This window comes from Aquimarina sp. AU119, assembly GCF_900312735.1.
GTDB lineage: Bacteria > Bacteroidota > Bacteroidia > Flavobacteriales > Flavobacteriaceae > Aquimarina > Aquimarina algiphila.
In genome coordinates, this window is record NZ_OMPF01000001.1 from 606,517 (window position 1) to 631,810 (window position 25,294).

The window sequence follows — 25,294 nt, forward strand, 5'->3', positions numbered from 1 at the left end:
CACATAATGAAACTTTTTAAATCACTATCCATCCTTTTACTTGTATTATGTAGTTGTGCCACATTTGCACAAGTACAAGTAACAGGAACTATCATCGATACTGGAAATACACCAATAATTGGAGCTACAATTTTATTAAAAAACGCAGAAAATACTTTTGGAAAATTAACTGATAAATCAGGGAAATTTGAAATAGATGCTCCTTCGGGAAATTATGATATCGAAGTACGTTATTTAGGATTACAGTCCTATAAAAATACAATTGAAATTAGTGATGGTTCAACATTTGATGTAGGGACTATTCAATTAGAAGAAGGTACAGAACAACTACAAAGTGTAGAAGTCGTTGGTCGTGCACGAACAGATTACAACAGTGATTATTCGTTTTCTTCGACAAAGGTTGCCATAAAAAACAGAGAATTACCTCAGGCAGTATCAACCATTACTAAAGAATTAATTAACGATCGACAAGCCTTTCAGATAGCAGATGCTATAAAAAATTCTAGTAGTGTAACGCATACAGGGTTCTATAATCATTTTAATATTAGAGGTATCATTCAGGCAGAAGACGGCCAGCTTATTAATGGTATGAGAACTCGTCAATATTATTTTTTACAACCTATTACATCACATATAGAAAGAGCAGAAGTTATTAAAGGACCTTCTTCTGTAACTTTTTCTAGTGTTGATCCTGGTGGATCAGTTAATTTGGTAACTAAAAAACCTTTAAAGGAAAAAAGAAATGAAGTAAGTGCCACAGTAGGAAGTTTTGGAACACTAAGAGCAACCGCAGATTTTACAGGCCCCTTAAATGATTCTGGAACTTTATTATATCGTTTTAACACTGCAGTTCAAGAAGCAAGGTCTTTTAGAGATTTAGTACAGAACAATCAATTTCTGATAACACCGTCTATCACGTTTTTACCAAATAGTACCACAGCACTAAACGTAGAAATGATATATAGCAGTGGTGTTGGAAACTTGGATCGGGGTCAACCGCTTTTTGGCCCTATTAATGGTCAATTTGATCTAAAAAGTACAGATATCTCAACAAATGTTGGAGCCGCTAACGACTTTTATTCTTCAAAAGAGTTTATGGTGATCAGTAATTTTAGTAAAGAAATTACTGATAATATTGGATTTAATGCTTCCTATATGAAGCAAACCTGGGAAGAAGACCTTGCAGAGCATCGTGTTGCCGGTTCTGCCGCTGTAGATATTGATGGAAATGCGATTCCTACACTTGCCGAATTACGTTACGTAGAACGACAACAGTTTTGGATTACAGATAATTACACCGCATATATTAATTTTGATATTGAAAATGATTCGTTTACCAATAAACTATTAGTAGGATATGATGGTAGCAGATGGGAACGAACTATAGGTGGAGCATCGAATGGTGCTCGTAGATATAGAAGATTGAATGGTACTGCAACTTCTTTTGACCCTGCTGAAGCAGCTCAATTTGAAACTATTGACATCAATGGTGTAACAGCACCTAGACCCAATGTTGACCATTTTAATCTCGCGGATCCTAATAATACAGCCAGAGAAACTTCAGGCTATATCACTTCAGAATTTGCTATTCCTGCGAATCTTACCACTTCAAACGGTATTTATATCCAGAATCAATTTAAGATTGGTAAGTTTTCTGCATTACTAAATCTTCGATATGATTGGTATGAAGATATTTTTGATTACAAATCAAATAATGAAGAGTCTAATAAGAACGAGGCTTTTATACCTAGAATAGGGCTAACATATGAAGCTACTGAAAATATTAGTGTTTATGGTTCCTATGTAGAAGGGTTTCAGCCACAGTCTAACACCGTTACGCTTTCACCTGCTACCGAAGATTTTTTCTGGGCAGGTTCTCCTGCTAGTTTTGATCCTTTAGAAAGTGACAACATAGAATTTGGTGCTAAGGGAGAATTTTTAGGCGGAAAAGTAATAGTTAATGCTGCTGTATATCAAATAACTCAAAAAAATCTATTACAACAAGATCCTAATGATGAATCCGTATTGACAGAACGAGGAGAACAACGTAGTCGAGGTTTTGAGTGGGATCTTACTGGATATGTATTACCTAACTTTCAAGTAAGTGCTTCCTATGCCTTTATTGATGCAGAAATCATAGAAGATGATGATCCAGCTTTAATTGGTGAACGTATTGGAGGAGCACCTGAACATAGTGCTAATTTTTGGGGACGATATGATTTTACGCATGGAGCTTTAAAAAATATCGGAGTAGGTTTTGGTACAGAATATCGTGGAGATCGTTTGTCATGGTATGGAGATCGTATAGAATTACCATCATACACGATATTTGATGCAGCAGTATACTATCGCCCTTCTGGAATCGATATGCAAATTGCTTTAAAGCTTAATAATCTATTGGATGAAACCTATTGGAATGGTGCATTAAACGCCACCAGGCTTTTCCCTGGCGCTCCGAGAAACGTATTGTTAACCACAACGTATAAATTCTAAAAGATGAAGTGGGCAAACGTTCGGTTATTCGCATTAAACTTTTGGCACAATGCGACTACGCCAAAAACTTTTTATCTCTTATATTCAATTTTTATACTGCTAACAGCTTTTGCAGCTGTTAGCGGTATTCAAAATCTTATCACTCAAAATGATATTCGACAAGATCACCAAATTAAAGCCCGACAAAGCTGGGAAGCCAACCCTGATAAACATCCTCACCGAATGGCTCATTTTGGTACTTTTGCATTTCGAGTAAACCCATCTTTGGGTATTTTTGATTACGGATTAGAAAGTTTTACAGGAAGTACTGTGTTTCTGGAAGCTCACAGGCAAAACAGTGTTAACTTTTCTGAAGCAACATTTTCTACGGGTACGTTGCGATTTGGAGAATTGAGTTTAGCCCTACTATTACAATTAGTGCTGCCATTGATCCTATTTTTCATAGGATTTTCAAGTATTGCTGCCGACAAACAAAATGGAACCTTAAAAATAGTACTATCTCAAGGAGGGAACTGGAAAGAAATTCTGTTTGGAAAATCAATTGGACTTTTCGGAATCTCGACTCTATTTTTTATTCCCGCTATATTAGTGGTAATTATTACGCTTTTGGTATTAGAAAATCAAATGACAAATAGCCTTCAGTGGTTTCGAGTTTCACTAATAGGCTTGGGGTATTTAGCATTCCTGTTTGTCATTTCTACCTTTACCATCGTAGTATCTGCTAGTAGTAGTAGCCCAAAAGATGCTTTATTACGGTTATTAGGCATTTGGTTGTTACTGATCGTGCTTTTGCCTAAATCTGCTCAAGCTATGGGAAATTACTGGTTTCCAACACCTACAAAATTAGCTTTTCAATCGGCAATAGAGAAAGAAGAAATCCAAAAAGGGGACAGCCATAATCCTAATGATCCTCACTACAACAAGCTACGGGATTCGGTATTAGCCGTACATAATGTAAGTAAGGTTACCGATTTACCTTTTAATTATTCTGGTTTTGTGATGCGGGAAGGTGAAAAAATCACTTCTACTTTATACAAAAAACATCATGCAAATTTGGTAAACACGTATACTAATCAAAATAACATTACTAGATTTTCATCTTTTATCAATCCATTTACGGCTATCAAACAATTATCGATGACGATAGCAGGAACAGATTTTTCGTCTTATATAGATTTCCAAAATCAGGCAGATGACTATCGTTATCAGTTATCTCAAACGATGAATGAACTTCAAATGGAATATATCAGTCCAAAGAAAGAAAGTGGTTCTGAAGGAAAAACTCATGTAGTGGATCATGAGCATTGGGAAGAATTCTCAGATTTCCACCATAAGCCTATAGAATTTGGTGCTTCATTTAAAGAAGCCATTCCGGCAATAATTTCGATACTATTATGGACAATAATTGCTTTCGCGTTGTTGCTATTCACCTCAAAAAGAGCTAAAGCGATATGATAAAATACAGGTTATTTTTGCAACAATGCATTCGGTCAAAAGAAGTCTGGATTAGTTTATTGCTAATTACATTATTGGGTATCTTATCTATAATCATTGGGAGCAAACACCTCTCACGACAACAAGAAGCAATTACTGAAGTAAAAATGTATCAAGAGCAACATTTTGATCGACAAGTGTCTCTTCATAATGAGGATTTAGGATTGTTATTATATTATTTGAAGTTTGCCCATATCAATACTCTAAATCCATTGGCAGGAATATCTATTGGTCAAGGAGATATCAATCCTACAGTTAAACGAATTACAATCAAAACCTTTGAAGCGCAAAAGTTTGATACCGATTTGGTCAATCCTATGAATTTACAATCTGGCAATCTTGATCTTTCTTTTGTAATTATCTATTTATTCCCTCTATTGGTTATTGTTTTAACCTTTAATGTTATTTCTGAAGAGACAGAAACCGGTACCTGGCGCCTGGTGTCGATTCAAACGAAATCCAAACTAGGGTTTATTGTTTCCAAACTTTTGATCAGATTAGGGTTATTATTTGTGGCATTGATATTTCTTTTTTGCCTTGCAAAATTTATACTCAATATACCTATAAATAGCGGTTTTCTTTCTATACTGGGATTATCTATGCTATATATCATATTTTGGTTTACACTCACTTTTTTTGTTATTGTTTTTAAGAAGTCTTCTGGTTTTAATGCACTGTTACTGCTATCGATTTGGCTGGTTTTAATTGTTCTATTACCTGCTGGAATCAATGCTTATATATCTTCAAAATATCCCGTACCTGAAGCTTTAAGTACTGCAATAGCACAACGAGATGGGTATCATACCAAATGGGATACTGATAAGCTGGCTACAATTGAAAAGTTTTATCAGCATTATCCACAATTTAAAAAATACGGATATCCTACAGATGGATTTAATTGGTTATGGTATTATGCAATGCAACAAATGGGAGATGATGACTCAAAGACTCAGCAGAATGCCTTAAGTGAAAAGATCGAGTTACGGGAGCGCACTAGTAAGCAAATTGCATCAGTAATCCCTAATATGTATATCCAATTGGCCTTTAATCTATCAGCAGGCACCAGCATGAGTCAACATATAGAATACCTTAATGAAACCGAGGCGTTTCATGAGAGGTTAAGGCTTTTTTTCTATCCAAAAATATTTGAAGAGCAGCATGCGGATACTATTGATTGGAATCAATTTACTCCTGAATATTATAACACAAAAGCTAATTTAAAACCCGTACAGGATATGTTACCCTTATTATTAGCATCAGTGTTTATGATGTTAATTTCAATACCAATGGTACGGCGTTTATAATGAAAAAACTTTTAAAAACTTAAGGAATTATAGCAATATTCATAATGGTTTCATCTTTATTGATGGGTGGAGTACCTATCATATAAAGTATCATACTGTTTTGCGATGCTTTAATATCCTCTAATTTGTTACCAAAAAAAATCGTAATGTAACCAACCGGCTCTCTCTTTTCAATTAAATTACCAGCCTTTTTTTTAGTATAGAAGAGTCTGGTTGGGTTACTTTTATCATAAATCATTTATCAATTATTATGGGTTTTGTTTTCGTTAAATCGGATTGTTTGTTTGAGTTAATCATTTTTAAGTTCATAAACAATGAGAACATTCCATTTACAATTCGATCAATTTCAGTTTTGGTAGGAATACCCAATCGCCCACATTCGATATCCACAGATGGAATCTTGCGATGGAAGGCTAAACTAAGTTTTTTTAGTCGTTTCTCAGAAACATTAAAAATAATCGAATAATCAAATCCCATTGCCAATACCATTTCACATCCTTTTTGTGAAACTTTAGGAAGTGCATCACCAGCATGCATATCTACAAAAGGTAATTTTGATAAAAAAGGTTGTCTTTGTAATCAAGCAACCTTTTTTACTATCTATTATTCTTTAAAAAAGTCGATTTTATTTAAAAATTAAACTTTCCGTTGTTGTTTTTTCTTTCTGCTTCTGGTAATATGGTTTCAACGATATCCCAATGTTCAACAATTTTTCCATCTTCTACACGAAAAAGATCATAATATGAAGTTGGAATACCTCCAAGTTTACCTTCACTGACGGAAAGTACAAAATTACCTTCTCCCAATACTTTATGAATAGTCGAATACTCCATAGCAATTCCTTCTTTCGCCATTCCCTCTAATGCTTGACCTAGTCCTGATAATCCATCAGCGATAACAGAATTATGTTGTATATAATTCTCTGCACCTTCATTAATAAAGTTCCCTATTTTATCCATTTCGCCTTTCATTAAAATCGCTGAAATAAAATCTTTCACCAAAGCTTTATTGGTTTCTGTTTTATTTAAACTTTCAGGTTTTGTGGGACCATCAGTTTGTGTATGTCCACTTGGATTTGCAGGAGTTACTGCAGTTAAATTATCCCAATGCTCTACAATCAAACCTTCTTCAAATCTAAATATATCGAAACCGATTTTTGGTCCAAAAAAGTCATAAATCGTATGGATAAATACATATTCTTCATCTTGGTATGCTCGTACCACATTAGCTTTAAAACCTCCTTCAGGAGCATTCTTCATTATGGCTCCAAAACCTGATAAACCATCACCCACAGCCAAATTATGTTGGATATATTTATTTGTATTGATGTACCCTATTGCTGTTTGGTCACCTGTATTAAAGCTGTTTAATAATGCTACTGCTTTTTCTTTATTAGATAATTCCATCTTTTCTTCTTGTTTTATTGGTTTTACTTCTTTTTTTGCATTGCAAGCCACCGTAGCAAGCATAAGCAACACTATGATTGAGTATTTCATACTTTTTAAGTTTTGATTATAGCACAAAATTAGCGTGAGAATATGAAGTATCGTGGGTTAATGTTGATGTAAAATAGGTTAATATCGAACCTACATTTCTAATCATGCAGTTTTTTAAACATATTTGGGGTTAATCCCGTATGTTTCTTGAAGTATTTGACAAAGTTACTGGATTCTTCAAATCCCATAGAAAAAGCCAATTGAGTACTTTTTATAGATGAATTTATCAGGCTCCTTTTTGCTTTTAGGATAATAAATTCATCTATAAACTTTTTGGCAGTAATATTTATAATCTCTTTGCAAATGGTATTCAAATGTTTGTAAGAAATGTGCAATTCGGAAGCGTAGAAATCGGCATTTCTACTTTTATAAAAATTATTTTCTAAGAGTGATTTGAATTTTAAAAAAGTGTTGAGTTTACCAGAGTCTTTAAGATAGAATGTCTGATATTGCTGTAGTTGTTCTAATTTTGAGAAGAGAATGTTATATAAATAATTGATAATATTCTTTTTATTGTACTGACTATCATCCTCATCATAAAACTCCTTATATAATAATTGAATATAATTGTTTACACTTGAGCTTTCAGGAATTTTAATTTTTGGAGAAAATAAATGCGAAGTAAATAATCTAATTACAGCATCACTCGGAAGGTGATTTAATCTCTCATTAAAATACTCTTCGGTAAAAAGTATGATAAAACCTTTCACATTTTTCTTGAAATTGAATGCGTTAACTTGTCCTTTAACCAAATAAACAATAGTATTCTCTTGTACTTCATGCCAAGTAAAATCTACCAAATGCTGCGTTGTTCCACTAGTATAAAAAGCTAACATATAAAATTCTAGCTGGTGTGCTTTTTCTGGATTATGGTCCAAATTATCCTTTCTTTCAATTAAGTCTTCAAATAAAAATATCTCTATCCCCTTTATTTCTGGATATTGAGTCTTAAATGAAATATTTGGGATTTCTTTGGACATATACTGATAGTTTGGATGATAAACATATATGCTATACCTGCACTGTAATAATATCTTTGGTTAAACATTAAATTTATTAAACTATACGTTTCAGATCACCTCCTGATTTTTATTTTTTTCATGCTTCATCATTATAGTATCATTAATATCATTTCCACATAACATTTTTTCTTCTTCAGGAAGAATTTGCATGTTATCCCATAAACCTGTTTGCAATGTATGCGCATATTCTTTTGGCAGACCTCTGGATAACATTAGTTCATTAGCCGTTTGATTATCATACTTTAAGGTATGATATCGGAAAGAAAAACCATTAAGGTCATCCATAACTGCATACCAAACCCTTGTTTTTCCTTCATTTGCCGGCATGCCAATTACCCCAGGGTTTAACCAAAGTAATTCTTTATGAATATCATAAAATGGTAATCCACAATGCCCGGCCACTATAATATCACTTTTAACCGCATCAAAAGATTGTTGTTTTATTTCCCAAGGAGATGATCTGAATATAAATTCTGAAATATGATTATAGCTCCCATGAACTAAAGTTACCTTTTTACCTGAAAAAACGAACGAGATATGGTTTGGTAATCCTTTCATCCAATCAATAGAATCTTTTGACAATTCTTTTTGAGCAAAAGGATACCACTCTTTAGAGAAGTTATCACACCTGGAACCTACACTAAAATCACAGCCACAATCCAGCGCTCCTGATCGTAATTGTTCTTCTACATTACCAATAATAGATTGTGCTCCCCAACTTATAAAACGATCTACTGTCTCTTCTGGTTGTGCACAATATCCAACTATATCACCGGTACAGAAACAATTTTTGGGAGAGATTCCTTCCTTTTCTGCTATAGCAATCAAACTTTCTAAAGCTTGTAAATTGCTATATACTCCTCCAAACAGTAATACCTTACCTCTTATTTCTCCCAGATTTATCGTTTTTTTATCCATGTTGGTATAAAATATAAAATGAAACAAACTATCAATCCCCAAATATTTACCCATAATAAATCTGCATATTTCCCAGTAGTAAATATGAATTGCTGTGGAAATATATCAAAAACTAATAGTACTCCAAATACTAATCCGCTACCCACAGATAAGAAAAAACTGATTTTAGGGACTTCTTTTTTCCAGCACAAAAATATAGGTGTTAATCCAATCACCATCGTACCACTAATTGTAGTAGCTGATAAAATTTCTGCATTAAGAAATACTGGTATTGTCCCTATAATAGCAACAATGACCATCATCCAACGTCCAAAAGATACTTCCTTTCCTAATTTTAAATCAATAGCTATGAGTTTTGCCGACGATGAAAAAGTAGAATCTAATGTAGAAGCAGCAGATGTAATCATAATAAAATTTACTACCAGGAGTATGAACACTCCAAAAGTCTTACTTACTGCTACGGCAGCTTGTCCTTCAATTCCTTGTTGTTTTGCAAAAACACCTACAACACTAAACAAAATAATACATAATCCACCCAGCACAGTAGCCCATAAAAAACTCTTCAGTGTTGTTTTTGGAGCACTTATAAATCCTCTATCGGTCAATACAGGATCATGAAACGGATAACTAAATGATTGTATGATTGCTGCAAGTAATAAATTTCCCCCTAAAGCCATTGTCCATTCTCCGGATAATGCAACATCCTTAATAGAGAAATCTTTTACCTCGAATATATTCCATAATATAATACATAACAGTATAGAAAATAACCCCATCTGTATCACATCTGTAAAAATACTACTACTCAAGCCTCCTTTTAATGCATAAGCAAGTGTTAATACTGTAAAAACAATGATAGCTAAGTAATAAGATGAGCTTCCTACAGTTCCAAAATAGGATCCTATCACCATTGTATTGGACCACACCTCATTAAACAACCGAAAACCAATTAATACAGAAAAAAGCAATACAGACCCTTGCCCGAAGCGTGATCCTAAAAAGTGATGTATACTTTTAAACCCTCCTTTGGTTCGTAATTGATATATAATGACTCCAGCAATTGCAAATGAGAGATAATACCCTGCGTATGCTACTCCACCAACAATTCCAAAACTCAACCCCAAATTGGCAGCATTCGTAATACTTTTGGCAAAGATCCAGGAAATAACCAGACTTCCTGTTAGCATCCATAATGTAGGTCGCTGCTTTTCGTTCTTACTAGCCTGATAAAACTGTTCCCTTGTTTTTGCTAATGGAGACCACCAGAAAAACAAAAGACTAGAAAGTACAATTAAACTCCATTGCCAAATTTCGATTTCTTTCATCAAACAATCCTTATTTTACTATTGATCCCACCATACCGGAAAATTGATACTATTGTTATCGGTTCTCTCTGCTGCTCTATTATAATTAGTAGTATTAAGCGTAGCTTCTTCTGCCGGATATGGCATTCTTATAGGAATTACTCCATTATTTAAACTAGCAGAAACGTTTTTAAGAACAGGAAAACCCGTTCTGCGATACTCTATCCATCCCTCATAACCATTAATTGTATTGGCTATCCATTTCTGGGTAATAATTTGTTCTAATGCACTGGTACTATTATATGCTGCTGTGGTTGCTAAATAATTTGATGGTAATTCGGTATTCCAATACTCAAAAGCTTGTGCTACTCCTTCTTCATATAATGTCTGTGCATTTTCTGTAATAATTCCTTTTAATGCAGCTTCAGCTAATAAAAAACTAGTTTCCCAGGCTGTCATATAATTGGCATTAAGATCACCTGTGTTTTCTCTAAATACAGTTCCCGCAAGTGAGTAATCAGATAAAGAAATTGTTGTCTGAGAAGCATCAATACCGTTAACCAATCCATTATATGCTATACCGGTTGCATTACCAAATGACCTGAATAATACATTTACACGGGGATCATTTAATCCAGTCAGGACATCTTCTATAGTTTCTGACATCACAAAATTATTAAAATCTCCAGCTCTCAATCTGGCCATTCTAAAATTATTCGGCTCTCCATCGGTAAATTCAAAAATGGCATTTTCTGTATTGGTTTTTATATAATTACCTTCAGTTACGATATCCTGCAGCGTTGTCGCTATATTTTCTTGTGAAGATATTCGTATCAATGCTTTAATTCTTAAAGAATTCGCAAACTTAATCCAATTATCCAAATTTCCATCATATAGAATATCACCTTCCAAAGTAATTACTCCAGAATACATATTAATTGCTTCTATACCTTTTTCCAGATTATCCAAAATTCCTCCTTCAGCCAGATAAATATCTTCTTGCGTATCATAAATTGGTCTTACCACTCCGACATCTCCTGTAAAAGCCTCACTGTAAGGCACATCTCCAAAAAGATCTGTTAACGCCATTGTCATGTATGCTTTAAAAATTAAAGCAGGTCCTTCATATACAGCAAAAGTCTCTGATGTTCTCGATTTTCTTATAATGAGTTCATTATCCCGAAGGTTTTTATAAAAAATCGACCAGGGATTCCCTCCCAATTGTGGAGAATTGAGTGCATGACGATCAAATAAATTAAAATCCAATGCTGTTAAATGCTGTCCTAGTAAATTACCTGCAACAAAACCTTCATAAGACATCTGTTCTCCATAATCATAGATTACTTGTCTGAGCAATAAGCTAGGTTGTACATCAACAGGCGCATTAGGATTCGTATTTATATCTTCAAAATCTGAAGTACAGCCAATTAAAAATATGCTGCTCAAAATAATATATATGTATTTTTTCATTCTTTTATTTTTAACAATTCGCTATTGTCGTACGATTAGAAATTAACACCTAATTTGAGTCCAAAACTTCTTGATGTAGCATATGATAAATCTTCTACACCGCTAACTAGTCCTTGCCCTTGTACTGCTAACTGTTCTGGATCAAAATGAGGAATATCACTAATCGCAAATAGGTTTTTGCCAACCAGTGAAACCTTAAAATCCGCACTTCCTTTTAAGAAGCTTATCTTATTTTCATCAAGACTAAATGAATATCCGATCTCAAACTGGCGCATTTTTAAATAGGAGGCATCATATACATTATTCTCTTCATGATTACGGTCATAAAACTGGCGATAAAAGCTCTCTGGTGTTACTGCGGTTGTATTTGGCACATATACAGGGTTCTCTGCTGTTCCTGTGTTTACAACTCCTTGAGCAATAATTCCTTCTTCGGGTCTAAAAGCAGTTTCTTCTAATTGGCCTCCAACAGCAGCTAGTGATAAAGTTCTGGAAACAAGCTCTCCTCCTTGACGCCAATCCAATACAAAATCAACATCCCAATTTTTATATGAAAAATGATTCGTCAACCCTACTACAAAATCAGGGTTATAATTCCCAAGTTTTTTTAGCGTGGGATTTGCGATAAAACGCCCTTCAGAAGTCAATACAAAATCCCCATTTTCATTACGAAGATATCCGGTACCATAAAAATCCCCTATACGCCCTCCTTCTTCTACCTGAAACCATACCGTCTGATCAGGGTTATCATATACTCTGGAGTATGCCAAAGTAATTCTGCCATCTTGCTGCGGTAAAGATTCTATTGTCGATACATTTTTGCTAAAATTGACAGTTGTGTTCCATTGAAAATTTTCACTCTTAACGGGTATCGCATCTAATACAATTTCTAAGCCTTTAGATCGCACTTCTCCTCCATTAACTACTTGTTGACTAAATCCCGAAGAAATCGGAATAGGCAAAGAAAGAATTTGGTCTTTGGTTAAGGAATTATAGTACGTAACATCTAAGTTCAACCGATCTTTAAAAAAACGAAGATCTGTTCCAAATTCAAAAGAAGTAGTTTTCTCTGGTTTTAAATCCGGGTTTGGAATAAAGTCCTGGTTACTAAACGTAGGTTGAGAATTAACAGCTGTCTGGGATACAAATGCTCCAGAAGTTTGATATGGATTGGTATCATTACCTACCTGAGCAGCACTAAACCTTAGTTTGGCAAACGAAATCATTTTTGGTAGTTTAACCACATTACTCAAAATAAAACTTGTAGAAGCTGAAGGGTAAAAAAATGAAGTGTTATCTGCAGAAAATGGTGTTGCCAGAGCGCTGGACCAATCATTTCTTCCTGTAATATCCAAATACAAATAATCTTTATATCCTATTTTTAACAACCCATACAAGCTATTGATACGTTTCTCGGATTCGAAACCAAAACTTTCTATAGGTGATGCCGCATTATTAAAACTAAAAATCCCTGGTTGTGCCAATTGTGTAGTCTGCGTCTGGGTTGTTTTGGCTTTTTGATCTAAACGATTTCCTCCTACAGATACATCAATATCAAAGTCTTTTATTTTTTTAGTGTAATTGAACAGGAAATCTGTGTTGATTTCTCTATAAAAAACATCATGTTCTGCATAGGCTCCATTTCTAAAACGATTGGTGCTAAAATTTCTTAGAAACTGTCTATCTTCTTTGGAATAGTCCATTCCTGTACGAATGGTTATATTAAAATTTTTAGTCAATTGCTGTCTTACAGCGATATTCCCAAAAACACGATCCCTATTGAAGCTGTTACGATTTTCAGATAAAATAAAATAAGGATTATCAAAGAAGGTATAATTAAAAGAGTATTGTTGTACTCCTTCTAAGCCTGGTTGCCAATATTGTTGTAAATTATCTATATTTAAAGACCTTGGACCCCATGCTACCAATGAATAATTCACGTTTTCTGACCCATACCCATTAGATGGCCTATTATCACTACTTGTGTTTACATAATTAATACTAGTCGTTACTTTTGTTTTATCAGTTGGTGAAAAACCTAAGCGAGCTGCAACCGTTTTTCTATCTAAATTAACTCCCGGAATAATAGATTCACTTCTTAAATCTGTAAAAGATAGTCGATAATTTCCTTTATCAAAACCCGAAGAAATCGATACATTATTTATCGTTGTTACTCCTGTCTCATAAAAATCTTTCAAATTATCTGGATTAGACACAAAAGGCGTTGCTGTAATTGGTATCCCACTATATAATGAAGTATCACCCCCGCGAACTATAGTACCATCTGCCAAAGTAACCGGGCTATCAAATTGTGGAATCAACGTTCCCTGATTTAATCTTGGTCCCCAACTATAAGTGATGTTATCATTAATTCCACCCCCTAATCCATCAACAAATTCGAATTGCCCCGAATTACCTTGCCCATATTCATTCTGAAATTGAGGTAATTGAAAAGCAGTATCTATAAATATACTAGAGTTAATACTAATTCCTAGGCCCTTACTTTTAGAACCATCTTTGGTATTAATAATAATAACTCCATTAGAGGCTCTGGTACCATATAACGCTGCAGCACTTGGCCCCTTGAGTACCGATACTGAAGCAATATCATCTGGATTTACTTCCATCGCTCCATTACCAAAATCAACTTCTTGAAAACCAGCTGCCGCTTCATTAGTGAAATTAAAGACTGTATTATTATTAATAGGTGTACCATCAACAATAAATAAGGGGTTATTATTGGTAAACGATTGCTCTCCCCTAATTATAATTTTAGAAGAAGAACCTACTCCTGTTGCTCCTCCAGGAGTAATGGTAACTCCTGCTATTTTACCTGCCAAATTATCCAAAAAATTAACTAATTTTACCTCAGCTATAGCAGAAGGTCCAATACTCTGTATCGCATAGCCTAATTCCTTTGCTTCTCTTTCCCTGTTAAGAGCTGTTACAACTACTTCTTCCAAACCTGTAGAACCTTCTTCTAGAATCAAATTAATCGTAGATTGATTTCCAACAAAAACTTCTTTAGTTTTAAATCCTAAAGATGAAAATATAAGGATAACATTCTGGTCATTAATCTCGATAGTATAGTTACCATCAATATCAGAAGTTGTTCCCTGATTAGTATTTTTAATTACAATATTTACAAATGGTAAAGATGTACCATCGATAGAAGAGGTCACTGTACCTGTAACCGAATTTTGGGCATAACTACATGATATCAAACATAGTGTAAGCCCTAATAAAAAGTGTTTCATCAAGCTTAATAATAATATAAATAGTGAAAAATTTAATTTAGGATTTACTAAATCAAACTTGGCGAACCTTTATTAAAATGTAACGTAGTTACGACTTTGGAAATAAAGACATCCTGAAATCGAATTTCCTGAAAAGAAGTTTTAAAAATTGTCAGCAGAATATTCTTAAATATTGATGACAAATTTCTTATATCTCTTAAAAATTGTTTTAAATCCTTTAGATTATCAATGTCCTTAAGGTATTTCAAGAAGTGAACCGTTAATCCAAGCTTTAAAATCTTATTGATAAATGTTTTAGCTAGTGTATTCGTTTGCCAAGGTAATTCTAGAAATTGTAGCTTATTAAAAGATTTTCTATGAAGCCCCATTAAATAGACCCCTCCATCCATAGATGGACCAATAACAGCATCATTATGGGATAGTTTTTTACTAGCCTCAATAATATGAGAAACTTCTAAATTAGGACTATCATTACCAAGTGTAATGATTTTTTCATATCCTTTATTAAAAAGATCTTCAATTGCATTTGCAAAACGTTCTGCAAAATTATTACCCAACTGATCTTTTTCTGAATAAAGAAAGAAAGGTAAATTGGTTTTACGAACTTTCTTAAGTGTTTGAGAATTAAAATAATTAAATAAACCTTTCCCTTTAGGAATGCATTTATGTTTTAATTCTTCTTCTGAAGAATTAGCAAATATGAGAACCGCTATTTGCTCATGTTGGTCTATCAATTCATTATAAAAATTAGATGAGTAAACTATTTAGTCGTATAAAAAAAAGTGCATTACAAAAAATATGCATGTTTATAATTTGTTATCCATTATCGGCTAAATTTCAATTCATTATAATCCAAATTAGTTAAAAAATTTAATACGATAGTTAATCTTAATAAAACATCCCTTTCTCAAACTTGTGTTATTTGATGTAATTCGCTTACTATAAGATTAATAATTGATTATCTCAATACTTCCCGGGTTTTTTTTAACATATTTCTTTCTTACAAAAGAATTCTAAAAACCCCATCTCGGTCCCCTAAATTAGATTAAGTTCTAATGACAAAGTAATTCTTAATCACATTCTTGTAATTATAGACTGATATCAACGACTACTTTTTATAAAGCATTGAATTTTAAATTTTAAAGCATGCGGGAATAAGATTATTTTAAACCTCTTTTTTTAAAAAAAAGAATAAATAATATACGGGAAACCGTAAAAATATAAAACCTTCTTACTATATTGTGCCTGTAGGAATATAAAAAACATTAGTTCTGTAAGAATTTACACACGTACTTAACGATAAATCATTCAAAAGCACTGAAGTGCTTTTGAATGATTTGTTATTATAAAAATACCATTATAATGGTTGGTTTTATTAGATCAATCGTTATTCAGACCCTGCTTTTGTTGGCTCGCCAAAGTTTTACAATTGCGGGGTTGTTATTTTTATAATAGTCAGTTTTTCTATTCAATTTCGAGAGTTCTGTAAAGCTATTATTAATCCCTAGCAATTTATTACGGATTTCCATAACATTTGTGTATTTAACACAATTTTGATGCAAATCAGCAGGAGTTAACAATTAGGGAGAGAATGAATTTGCATGACCTTATACTTTCTCTATGTATGTGATCACGATTATTTTTAACTAAAAAATGAATTTCTATACTATTTTATTCGATCAAACTCTTGTGGAGAATGCAACGTATAATAATCTACGTCTATTTGAGATAAGAATATTTGGTAAAAAAAGATTCCGGATCAAGTCCGGAATACCACAAGAAAGTACTTTTATCTAATTACAATACACCTTGATGTCTAGAAGAAAGGAAAGAAGGTATAATGTATTTGATTTATTTCTAAATTTCAATTTATAACAATCCTAAATCTTTAGTCATTGCAACCAGGTGAATCGCATTTTTAGCTTTAAAATTGAATTTTAATTTATTAAGTCTTTTTTCTATAGAACTAATACTGCTTGGAGAAATATGATTCTTTTTAAAATAATCTCCTATTTCGTCCTGGGTTAACCCATCAGATAAATGTTTAAGTAATAAAATATCATAGTCCATGAGTTCAAAAACATTGTTTTTACTCATAGAACTTTCTAATTGTGGAGATAAGTATGCATTCCCATTATATACCTCCGTAACCGATTGCACCAATTCATTTAATCCATACCTCCCTTTACATACATATCCATTAATCGCCTGATCAGCAAAAAACGATTTGATCTTACCAGGTCTGTCTTCCATAGAATATATGATAACCCGTATATCGGGTTGTATAGCACGTACCGCCTCTACAAGCTCAATACCTGATTTTAATTTACGTTCTCTATGACTCTCTTTAAAAGAAAGGTCAGTGATCAACAAATCAAAAGGTTTGCCGTCACTTATAGCTCTTCTCACCTTTAGGTGTGCATCATCACAATATTGTGCCTGATCTATTTCATTAATGCCAGTTCTTTCATGAAGAATCTGTGCTATACCGTGATTAATACTACCAAGGTCTTCTGTTACTAAAACTTTCTTGAACATAAGTGTTATTATTATAATTAATTTGGGAAACTAATCCTGGCTCTAAAGCCTTTTCCTTTTTCTGAATCAAAGATAAACGATCCTCCGATGGTTTTTATACGGTTTTCCGCATTTCGGAGTCCGTTACTATGTATTATTTCATTTTCTGACACTCCAATTCCGTTGTCAGCATATGTAATTCCTACGTTTTTCAGTGTTTTCTTAAATGTCACCGCAACCAGCCCTGCTTCACTATGTTTTTTCATATTGATCATTAATTCCTGTAAAGTACGGTGCACAATGATCTTTTTTTCGGGGTCTACCGATTCCCAATTGACATCCTCGATGTCTTTTATAATGATTTTGGTCTCATTAGAACTATACCCACTCAACATATTGGTGAGCTCTGCAGCGTAGTTTTCTCCCGTCGTAAAGCTATTATGTTCTCTAGAGATATCCCGGGTCGTATTATAGATCTCTTCTAATTTATCTAATACATCAGGACTATTTTGTTCATTTTGTATCTGCACCATTACATTATATACATCATTGGCCAGCTCATCATGTAATTTTTTGGAGATACGGGTCTCTGCATCATACACTTCTCGTATTTTTTCTCGTTTATATCGTTGTTGTAATAGATAAAACACAAAACCTCCTGATAATGCAAGAATAACTGTACCTAAAAGATACATAATTTTCTGAGAACGTTGTCTGGCTGTTTCAGATTCTTGTTGTGCTTTTTGTGCATCTAAAATCAGGATTTTATTCGCAAGTTTATCGTTTTCATACCGTGTGACTGCATAAATTTCTCTATTATTTTGGTTAGCTTCTTCCAGTTCCTTATGGATACGACTATATACCTTCGCTTCTTCATTGGTATTTTCTCTTAGCTTAAATATAAAATCAAGCGCTTCAAGAATAGAAGTTAAACTATGGCGTTTTTTCGCATTATCATACGCCGCTTCCGTATACTCCAGAGCTCTAGTTTTATCTTTTTCAAGATAAAACTTAGTTAAATAAATATTACTTGACATCAAACCTAGAACATCATGTATTTCTTCTCGTATTTTTAATGCCTTAAGTAACATGACTTCAGAATTCTTATTCTCTTTATTCTCTAACCACAATATATGACCTAGATTGCTCAATACTCTAGCGTATTCAGTCTTGTTTTGTTGCACGATTGTGTTAGACTCTAATGTCTTTAACAATTCTATTGCCTGTCGATAATCTCCTTGATTTCCTAATATTAAGGCTTTAGTATTTTTAAAAATTAAAATGTTTTTAATGCCTATGGCTTTTATAGTTAAGCTATCTTTTCCCAACTCTAAAGCATATTCATTATATTTTAAGGCTTCCTTATAATTTTTCTGCACTCTATTTCCTACAGAAATCCTGTGATATAATCCTGCAAGATTTCTTAAATCAGTAGTATATTCTAGATATTTCACTCCATCAATCGCCGTAGTTTTACTTCCTGAGTAATCTCCTAAATAAGCTTGAATATTGGCCATCTGCAATAATTTCTTACCTGCATTTAGACTATCTTTAATAATTCTGGAAATTCTAAAAGCTTCATTATAATACCTAAAAGCCTCTGCTAATTGATTATTATTTTTGTGGTAAATTCCTAATTTTGTAAAACCTTTTATTAAATAAGTCGTATCTTGATTTTGCCTTGCTAAATCACATAATTGATGAGAGTATACAATGGCACTATCATATTGTTTCACTTTACCCAGTAACCATGTTTTTGTCATCAATCCATTATACATCAGAGAATCCTGATTAGATAATCTTGCACCTTTTAAAAACAAAGTGACATTATGTAACCTTTCTTTTATTGATAATGAGTCTGCTTTGCTTAGCTCATAGTATTGAATAATACTATCTATTTCTTTTTTGTGCAATGGAGTTTGTGCTAATAGTTGACCAAAAGCAAACGTGATGATATACATTGTAAACACCCAAAATTTTGTAAGTAAAGGGAAATCGACACGCCAAAGTTTCATCCCTCTAAAATACTAAAATAAATCCGGTGTTTATGCTATTAGAATAACATAGACACCGGATTTAACAATATTTATATTTTAGGTAGTTTACTTAACTCCCACTTTCATCTTCCTCATCAACACTTCCATCATTTCCTGTAGCAACTAGCTCAGCAGAGATATCTTCATCATTGGCTACACTATCGGCAGTACAAGAGGTTAAATTAGCAGTTATAAAAAGTGCAATAAGTAGGTAAGAAATAGTTTTCATAATTTTTGGGTTTTATTTTCGATTTAAAAAAAGTGGTTGCCGTCCGGATATTTATCCAGATACTTGTTTTGGGTTGTCAGCAACCGTTAATACTTGGGTATTTGTTAATTTTTTAACATAAAAAGAGTCTGCGCAGTGGTGTTTTTCCTCTTTTCATGTAAGTTTTTACCATAGAATTACGGGTTACCGTAAAAACTAAAGCCGTACATTTACTATGTTAGCAATATGAAACCGGAGTCATTTTGTTGATGTGAATTTATAAAGAACCCAAATCTGGATTCACATCCCATTCCAAGGATTCCAAAGATTCCTTGGAATACCAGAAGATTCCTTTAAAAACCTATTTATATCTATGAGAATGAAAACAAGTATGTCCTACAAGAATGAAATTCTTGATCAGTACAACAGGGAAAAAGGTGGAGACATGAGTAGTTATCTTTTAAAGCCTACTCGAAAACAAATTAAAGAAGCGTGCATATGGCTGCTCGACAAAAGAAAAGGAAAGTATGACGAGCAGATCTTAAATCGTTTTTTTAAATTTAAAGATGGAGAAGATAAGCTTCAAGCCATCGAGAATATGAAGGGTGACAAGTTTAAGCCCATTGTAAATTTTTTAATAGGAGAAACAAAGTCCACCACTCCTGCCAACATGGAGTTGATTAGCTGGCTTATTGATTTTGAACAAAGGCCACTATCGGTTTACCTACGACCTAATGCCAAAAGTTCGTCTAAAGATGAAATCAAATTACCTGAAGTAAGTAAACCAAAAATTAATCCTGTATACCGGGATAAAGAAATCGATCTGATTAATATCGTACCTGAAACCAAGGTGATCGAAAAAACAGATAAAAGTATTACCATTATTTCTCAAATCAATCCTACTTTAAAGATTACAACTATCGTGTCTTTATAATTTGAAAAATATGATAAAATCAAAAACGGGGCTGCATAAAAAATATCTTAAGGAATACACTGTTATATCAAAACGTATTGGAATACTCGACATAACAGCTAAGAACATTTTTTAGACAGCTTTTGCATTTGATCTTTTATTTTGTTCATTAAAAAACCTCCCAGAAATACTATTACGTTTAGTATACCCTTGGGAGGTTTTTTGAATATATAAATCTTTCTCAACTTATTTTTATACCACCCATTCATTGTTAATGTATAATTTAAAAAATATTAGAATTTCGTAGTACCTTTACCTATAGAAAAAATTACCAATGATCACTGTAGAGAAAGCCCTTCAATTAGCCCAAGACAATATTCAAAAAACAACTATAACTTCTGATATTCTCATATCAAAATCACTTGGATATGTCCTTGCAGAAGATATTCTTTCTCCGATTCATATGCCCCCATTTCGACAATCTGCAATGGACGGATATGCATTAGGCTCTATAGACGAAAAAACCTTTACGCTTATAGGTGAAGTTAAGGCTGGAGATGATACCGATCCTAAGCTAGAACAAGGAGAAGCAATTAGAATTTTTACAGGAGCTCCAGTACCTTCGCAAGCTCAAGCAGTGATTATGCAAGAAAAAGTAACTGTTCAAAATAATCAGGTTATACTAAGCGAACATGTCGTTTCTAATGCGAATATTCGTCCTTTTGGCGAACAAATCAAAAAAGATGACATCGCACTAGCAAAAGGAACCTTAATGACGGCTGCGGCTATTGGATATTTAGCTAGTTTAGGAATTACTCATATTCCTGTGTACCAAAAACCTTCGATCGCAATTATTGCAACAGGAAATGAATTAATACCTCCGGGACAAGAACTAAAATATGGTCAAATCTATGAGAGTAATTCAATTATGTTATCCAGCGCACTCACCAAAGCTGGATTTACAGATATATCATATTATAAAATAGAAGATGAATATGATCTTACGCTTTCTATTTTAGAGACTGTTATTGACCAATATGATGTGGTATTGATTTCTGGAGGAATATCGGTAGGGGATTATGATTTTGTTGGCAAAGCATTACAAGCCCTGGATGTCGAAGAGATATTTTATAAAGTAAAGCAAAAACCAGGGAAACCACTTTACTTTGCTAAAAAACAAAACACAAATATCTTTGCATTACCAGGTAATCCAGCCTCTTCTCTAAGTTGTTTTTATATTTATGTACTTCCTTCTTTATTGAAAATCGCAGGGTATGAAAACCATAACTTAACCCGAAGTACTGCTATTTCTGCCAATCCTTATCAAAAAAAAGGGCAACGAGCAGAATTTCTAAAGGCCCTAATAGATGGTAATAAAATAACCATTCTAGATGGGCAGGCATCTTCTATGCTTAGATCGTTTGCATTAGCCAATGCAATAGTATACCTTCCTGAAGAAGTAACCGAAGTAAACATTGGAGATACTGTTACCGTGATAAATCTGCCATAAAAACACACTCTTCACTAGAGAATTATAAAAAAACAGATCGAAAAATCATTATTTGCTAAAATTCTGATAAAGAAAAATCTATCCAGAAAAATCGTTGTATCTTTGAAAACCAAACGCTAGTAAACATGGATTATGGATTACAAAATAAAGAGTAGGATTTGGATCGAATCAGAGAACGGTGTTTTTCTTGGTGAAGGAAGAGTAAAATTATTAAAAGCTATAAATCAAACAGGTTCTTTGAGTAAGGCAGCAAGTAGTTTGGAAATGTCTTATAAGAAAGCCTGGAATTTATTGGATAGTATGAATAAGGCTACCAAGGAGCCTTTAGTTATCACTTCTACAGGTGGAAAAGGCGGTGGAGGTGCTTATTTAACTCCGTACGGAGAAAAGATGATTCAAACATTTGACACCATTAATCAAAAATGTTGGGAGTTTCTTGATCAACAATCAAAAGAAATAACATTATAATTTAAAAAAAGGAGAACTTTTTCTAGAAATTAGATTTATGCATTAAGGTATTGTATTGATGAATAAAGAAAAAGACATAACGGGAATTATTCTAGCGGGCGGAAAAAGCTCGAGAATGGGACGTGAAAAAGGCCTGATTCTTTTACAAAACAAACCTTTTATACAACATATTATCGATGTAGTACAACCATTGGTTACCGAACTGATCATTGTAAGTAGTAACCCTGATTATGATACATTCAATATAAAAAGAATTGAAGATATCGTACCTGAATCAGGACCAATAGCAGGAATTCATGCAGGATTACTGCATTCAAAAACAAAAAACAACCTTATTGTGAGTTGCGATGTCCCATTAATTAATACTGGGGTTTTACAACAACTTTTAGAATATAGAACCAAGAACTATGATATTGTTCAGTTCGAAAGCAAAGGAAAAACAATTCCCTTAATTGCTTTATATAAAAAACAATGTGCAGAAAAATGTTTTGAATTATTAAAAAACGGAGAGCGACGTTTACGTAAACTGGTTTTAGCAATGCGTACAAAAACAATCACGGTTTCTGAAAAAGAAGAAGCATTGGTTATAAATTTAAATACTATTGAAGATTTAAAAACAATTACAGATGCAATTGACTATTAAATATTTTGGTATGCTGGCAGAGGCCACTTCTATTAATGAAGAAGAGGTCCAAACTGAAGTATGTTCGGTATCACAATTAGTAGAGAAACTAAAACATCAACATCCCAAATTAAGCGATAAGAATTTTAAAATAGCTGTAGATCAAAAATTAGTAGATCAAAATTATATGATCGACTCTAAGGCAGAAATAGCTTTATTACCTCCTTTTGCAGGAGGATGATAGAATAAAAACTATTAACATAGTACAAATGAATTTCAACCCCAGATATCACAGACAAGTTATCCTACCAGAAATAGGTATTTCTGGCCAGGAAAAGCTTAAGGCCGCCAAAGTATTAGTTATTGGCGCTGGAGGTTTAGGCTGTCCGGTTCTGCAATATCTTACCGCAGCAGGAATCGGTACGATTGGTATTATCGATTTTGATACGGTAGACATCTCTAATTTACATCGCCAGATTTTGTATGGGAATAGTTCTTTAGGAATGAATAAAGCATTAGCTGCAAAACATCGTCTTGAAGATCTCAATCCAGATATTACTATCAATGCATATCCAGAAAAACTAACTACAAAAAATGCAGTTTCTCTTTTTTCTGAATATGATATTATTGTAGATGGCACTGATAATTTTTCTACTCGATATCTAGTAAATGATGCCTGTGTAATTGCTAAAAAGCCTCTGGTATACGGAGCTATTTTTAAGTTTGAAGGGCAAGTTTCTGTGTTTAATTATCAAGAGGGACCTACGTATCGCTGTTTATTTCCAGAACCTCCAAAGGCAGGAAGTGTACCTTCTTGTTCAGAAATAGGTGTTTTAGGAGTACTACCCGGTATCATAGGAAGCATGCAAGCAAATGAAACATTAAAAATTATTCTACATTTAGGCAATATCCTTAACGGGATATTATTTACCTATGATTGTTTGACAGCACAATCTTCTTCTTTTAGTATTCCCAGAGTTGAGTCTGAAGTCTCTAAGGTAATTGCCAATGCTAAAAACTTTGAAACTACAGATTATGATGTATTCTGCGGAATATCAAAAATATCAGAGATAGACGCTAGAGATGCTTTTGAGATGAATAATATACTATTCATTGATGTACGCGAACCCCATGAACAACCAAAAATAGACAATTTAAACCCTGATTATGTTCCATTAGGTCAGCTTCAACAATACATCAATAAAATAGATAAAGAGCAAGAAATCATTGTGTTTTGTCAATCAGGTATTCGAAGTAAAAAAGCAGTAGAAATTCTTCTGGAACACGAATTTAAAAATGTTTCTCATGTTAAAGGAGGAGCAATGGCACTTTATGAATTTCAAACCATAAAAGAAGTATAGAAATTAAATATATGGAAAAAAAGAAACCAAAAAATGTATTTGTTCAAGGAGCAATTTCATCTGAATTCATAGGCAATTCTATTGCCAAGCATCAGACCAAAACCAGTATTGGAGCGCACAATATCTTTTTGGGTCAAGTACGGGCAGACGAAATCGATGGAAATCGCATTGTCGCAATTGATTATACCGCATATGAAGATATGGCAAATCAAAAATTCCATGATATACGAGAAGCTACATTTGAAAAATTTGATCTCACTTGCATGCATATTTATCATAGTTTGGGAAAAGTAAATGCAGGAGAGATTTGTCTATTTGTTTTTGTCTCTTCTCCTCGAAGAAAAATTGTTTTTGAAGCTCTGGAATATGTCGTTGAAGCCATTAAAGCAGATGTCCCCGTTTTTGGAAAAGAACTATTTGAAGACCAAACACATCAATGGAAACAGAACAGTTAAAACTGTTTTGCAAACCTCAAAAAGTAAGTTTCAAACTTCAAAAAATACAAATGACAACATCAAAATATGATTTAGAAGATAGAGCTTTCAACTTTGCGGCGGATGTGAGACTTTTTTGCAAAAATTTGACTAAATCTCTAATCAATATGGATGACATTAAACAGGTAATTCGTTCTTCTGGTTCTGTTGGAGCAAATTATATTGAAGCCAACGAACCGTTGGGTGCAAAAGATTTTAAAATGCGTCTGAAAATCGCCAGAAAAGAAGCAAAAGAAAGCAGATATTGGTTAAAATTAATAAAAATCTCTTCAGAAATTGAAGAAGTAAACAAAATAGAAGAACTTATTCAGGAGGCGACCGAATTAAACAAAATTTTATCTAATATTATTAATAAAGCTAAAGATTGAATTTTGGCTCTTGTTTTTTGAATTTTTTTATTTATACAA

At 33.3% G+C, this 25,294-nt stretch carries 22 protein-coding genes; 11 read left to right on the forward strand and 11 right to left on the reverse strand.

The genetic code is table 11. The features are described 5' to 3' along the window. Nucleotides 1-6: 6 nt before the first annotated feature. From DK442_RS02540 to DK442_RS02550, 3 genes are read left to right on the forward strand one after another with little or no spacing between them, the layout of a single operon-like run. On the forward strand, nt 7-2,493 hold the full coding sequence (locus tag DK442_RS02540) for a TonB-dependent receptor (RefSeq protein ID WP_109434261.1): 2,487 nt from the start codon (nt 7-9) through the stop codon (nt 2,491-2,493). A 3-nt stretch (nt 2,494-2,496) separates the two neighbouring features. Continuing rightward, nucleotides 2,497-3,948, forward strand: a complete 1,452-nt coding sequence (locus DK442_RS02545) for a DUF3526 domain-containing protein (protein ID WP_109434262.1) — start codon at nt 2,497-2,499, stop codon at nt 3,946-3,948. Further along, complete coding sequence (locus DK442_RS02550; protein ID WP_109434263.1) at nt 3,945-5,291, forward strand: DUF3526 domain-containing protein; 1,347 nt, start codon at nt 3,945-3,947, stop codon at nt 5,289-5,291. Before DK442_RS02545 ends, DK442_RS02550 begins: the two co-directional genes overlap by 4 nt. A gap of 234 nt (nt 5,292-5,525) precedes the next feature. Here the strand turns inward: DK442_RS02550 and DK442_RS02560 are convergent, their stop codons facing one another. From DK442_RS02560 to DK442_RS28055, 11 genes are all read right to left on the reverse strand, one after another. Continuing rightward, a complete protein-coding gene (locus DK442_RS02560) occupies nt 5,526-5,828 on the reverse strand; it encodes a hypothetical protein (protein WP_109434265.1) in 303 nt (100 codons plus the stop codon). Nucleotides 5,829-5,920: 92 nt separating this feature from the next. After that, nucleotides 5,921-6,787, reverse strand: a complete 867-nt coding sequence (locus DK442_RS02565; protein ID WP_235010891.1) for a nuclear transport factor 2 family protein — start codon at nt 6,785-6,787, stop codon at nt 5,921-5,923. Between the two features lie 98 nt (nt 6,788-6,885). Next, the gene (locus DK442_RS02570; RefSeq protein ID WP_109434266.1) at nt 6,886-7,767 is read right to left on the reverse strand and encodes a helix-turn-helix domain-containing protein; all 882 of its coding nucleotides are present in this window, start codon (nt 7,765-7,767) and stop codon (nt 6,886-6,888) included. Between the two features lie 90 nt (nt 7,768-7,857). Beyond that, nucleotides 7,858-8,727 (reverse strand): metallophosphoesterase, encoded by an 870-nt coding sequence (locus DK442_RS02575; protein WP_109434469.1) that lies wholly within the window; start codon nt 8,725-8,727, stop codon nt 7,858-7,860. Next, on the reverse strand, nt 8,709-10,052 hold the full coding sequence (locus DK442_RS02580) for a sodium:solute symporter (RefSeq protein ID WP_109434267.1): 1,344 nt from the start codon (nt 10,050-10,052) through the stop codon (nt 8,709-8,711). Before DK442_RS02580 ends, DK442_RS02575 begins: the two co-directional genes overlap by 19 nt. An 18-nt stretch (nt 10,053-10,070) precedes the next feature. Continuing rightward, on the reverse strand, nt 10,071-11,501 hold the full coding sequence (locus DK442_RS02585; protein ID WP_109434268.1) for a SusD/RagB family nutrient-binding outer membrane lipoprotein: 1,431 nt from the start codon (nt 11,499-11,501) through the stop codon (nt 10,071-10,073). A 35-nt stretch (nt 11,502-11,536) separates the two neighbouring features. Beyond that, a complete protein-coding gene (locus tag DK442_RS02590; RefSeq protein ID WP_109434269.1) occupies nt 11,537-14,758 on the reverse strand; it encodes a SusC/RagA family TonB-linked outer membrane protein in 3,222 nt (1,073 codons plus the stop codon). Nucleotides 14,759-14,805: 47 nt separating this feature from the next. Beyond that, entirely contained in the window at nt 14,806-15,492 is a 687-nt protein-coding gene (locus tag DK442_RS02595) for a DUF2064 domain-containing protein (RefSeq protein ID WP_160114021.1), read from the reverse strand. Between the two features lie 1,135 nt (nt 15,493-16,627). After that, nucleotides 16,628-17,296 (reverse strand): response regulator transcription factor, encoded by a 669-nt coding sequence (locus DK442_RS02600; protein ID WP_109434271.1) that lies wholly within the window; start codon nt 17,294-17,296, stop codon nt 16,628-16,630. 17 nt (nt 17,297-17,313) lie between these two features. Continuing rightward, nucleotides 17,314-19,236: an ATP-binding protein gene (locus DK442_RS02605; protein WP_160114022.1), complete on the reverse strand. Its 1,923-nt coding sequence runs from the start codon at nt 19,234-19,236 to the stop codon at nt 17,314-17,316. Nucleotides 19,237-19,381: 145 nt separating this feature from the next. Next, nucleotides 19,382-19,540, reverse strand: a complete 159-nt coding sequence (locus tag DK442_RS28055) for a hypothetical protein (protein WP_160114023.1) — start codon at nt 19,538-19,540, stop codon at nt 19,382-19,384. A 358-nt stretch (nt 19,541-19,898) separates the two neighbouring features. On the opposite strand from DK442_RS28055, the gene DK442_RS02610 reads away from it, so the two are divergent. From DK442_RS02610 to DK442_RS02645, 8 genes are all read left to right on the forward strand, one after another. Next, complete coding sequence (locus tag DK442_RS02610; RefSeq protein WP_109434273.1) at nt 19,899-20,453, forward strand: hypothetical protein; 555 nt, start codon at nt 19,899-19,901, stop codon at nt 20,451-20,453. A 313-nt stretch (nt 20,454-20,766) separates the two neighbouring features. Further along, nucleotides 20,767-21,942: a gephyrin-like molybdotransferase Glp gene (gene glp / locus DK442_RS02615; RefSeq protein ID WP_109434274.1), complete on the forward strand. Its 1,176-nt coding sequence runs from the start codon at nt 20,767-20,769 to the stop codon at nt 21,940-21,942. Between the two features lie 132 nt (nt 21,943-22,074). After that, nucleotides 22,075-22,410, forward strand: coding sequence for a winged helix-turn-helix domain-containing protein (locus DK442_RS02620; protein ID WP_109434275.1), 336 nt, complete (start codon nt 22,075-22,077; stop codon nt 22,408-22,410). A 58-nt stretch (nt 22,411-22,468) separates the two neighbouring features. Beyond that, nucleotides 22,469-23,053, forward strand: coding sequence for a molybdenum cofactor guanylyltransferase (locus DK442_RS02625; RefSeq protein ID WP_109434276.1), 585 nt, complete (start codon nt 22,469-22,471; stop codon nt 23,051-23,053). Next, a complete protein-coding gene (locus DK442_RS02630; RefSeq protein ID WP_109434277.1) occupies nt 23,037-23,273 on the forward strand; it encodes a MoaD/ThiS family protein in 237 nt (78 codons plus the stop codon). Before DK442_RS02625 ends, DK442_RS02630 begins: the two co-directional genes overlap by 17 nt. Nucleotides 23,274-23,301: 28 nt before the next feature. Continuing rightward, a complete protein-coding gene (gene moeB / locus DK442_RS02635) occupies nt 23,302-24,393 on the forward strand; it encodes a HesA/MoeB/ThiF family protein (protein WP_109434470.1) in 1,092 nt (363 codons plus the stop codon). Nucleotides 24,394-24,404: 11 nt separating this feature from the next. Continuing rightward, nucleotides 24,405-24,848, forward strand: coding sequence for a molybdenum cofactor biosynthesis protein MoaE (locus tag DK442_RS02640; RefSeq protein WP_109434278.1), 444 nt, complete (start codon nt 24,405-24,407; stop codon nt 24,846-24,848). Then, a complete protein-coding gene (locus tag DK442_RS02645; RefSeq protein WP_235010892.1) occupies nt 24,830-25,255 on the forward strand; it encodes a four helix bundle protein in 426 nt (141 codons plus the stop codon). Before DK442_RS02640 ends, DK442_RS02645 begins: the two co-directional genes overlap by 19 nt. Nucleotides 25,256-25,294 lie beyond the last annotated feature (39 nt).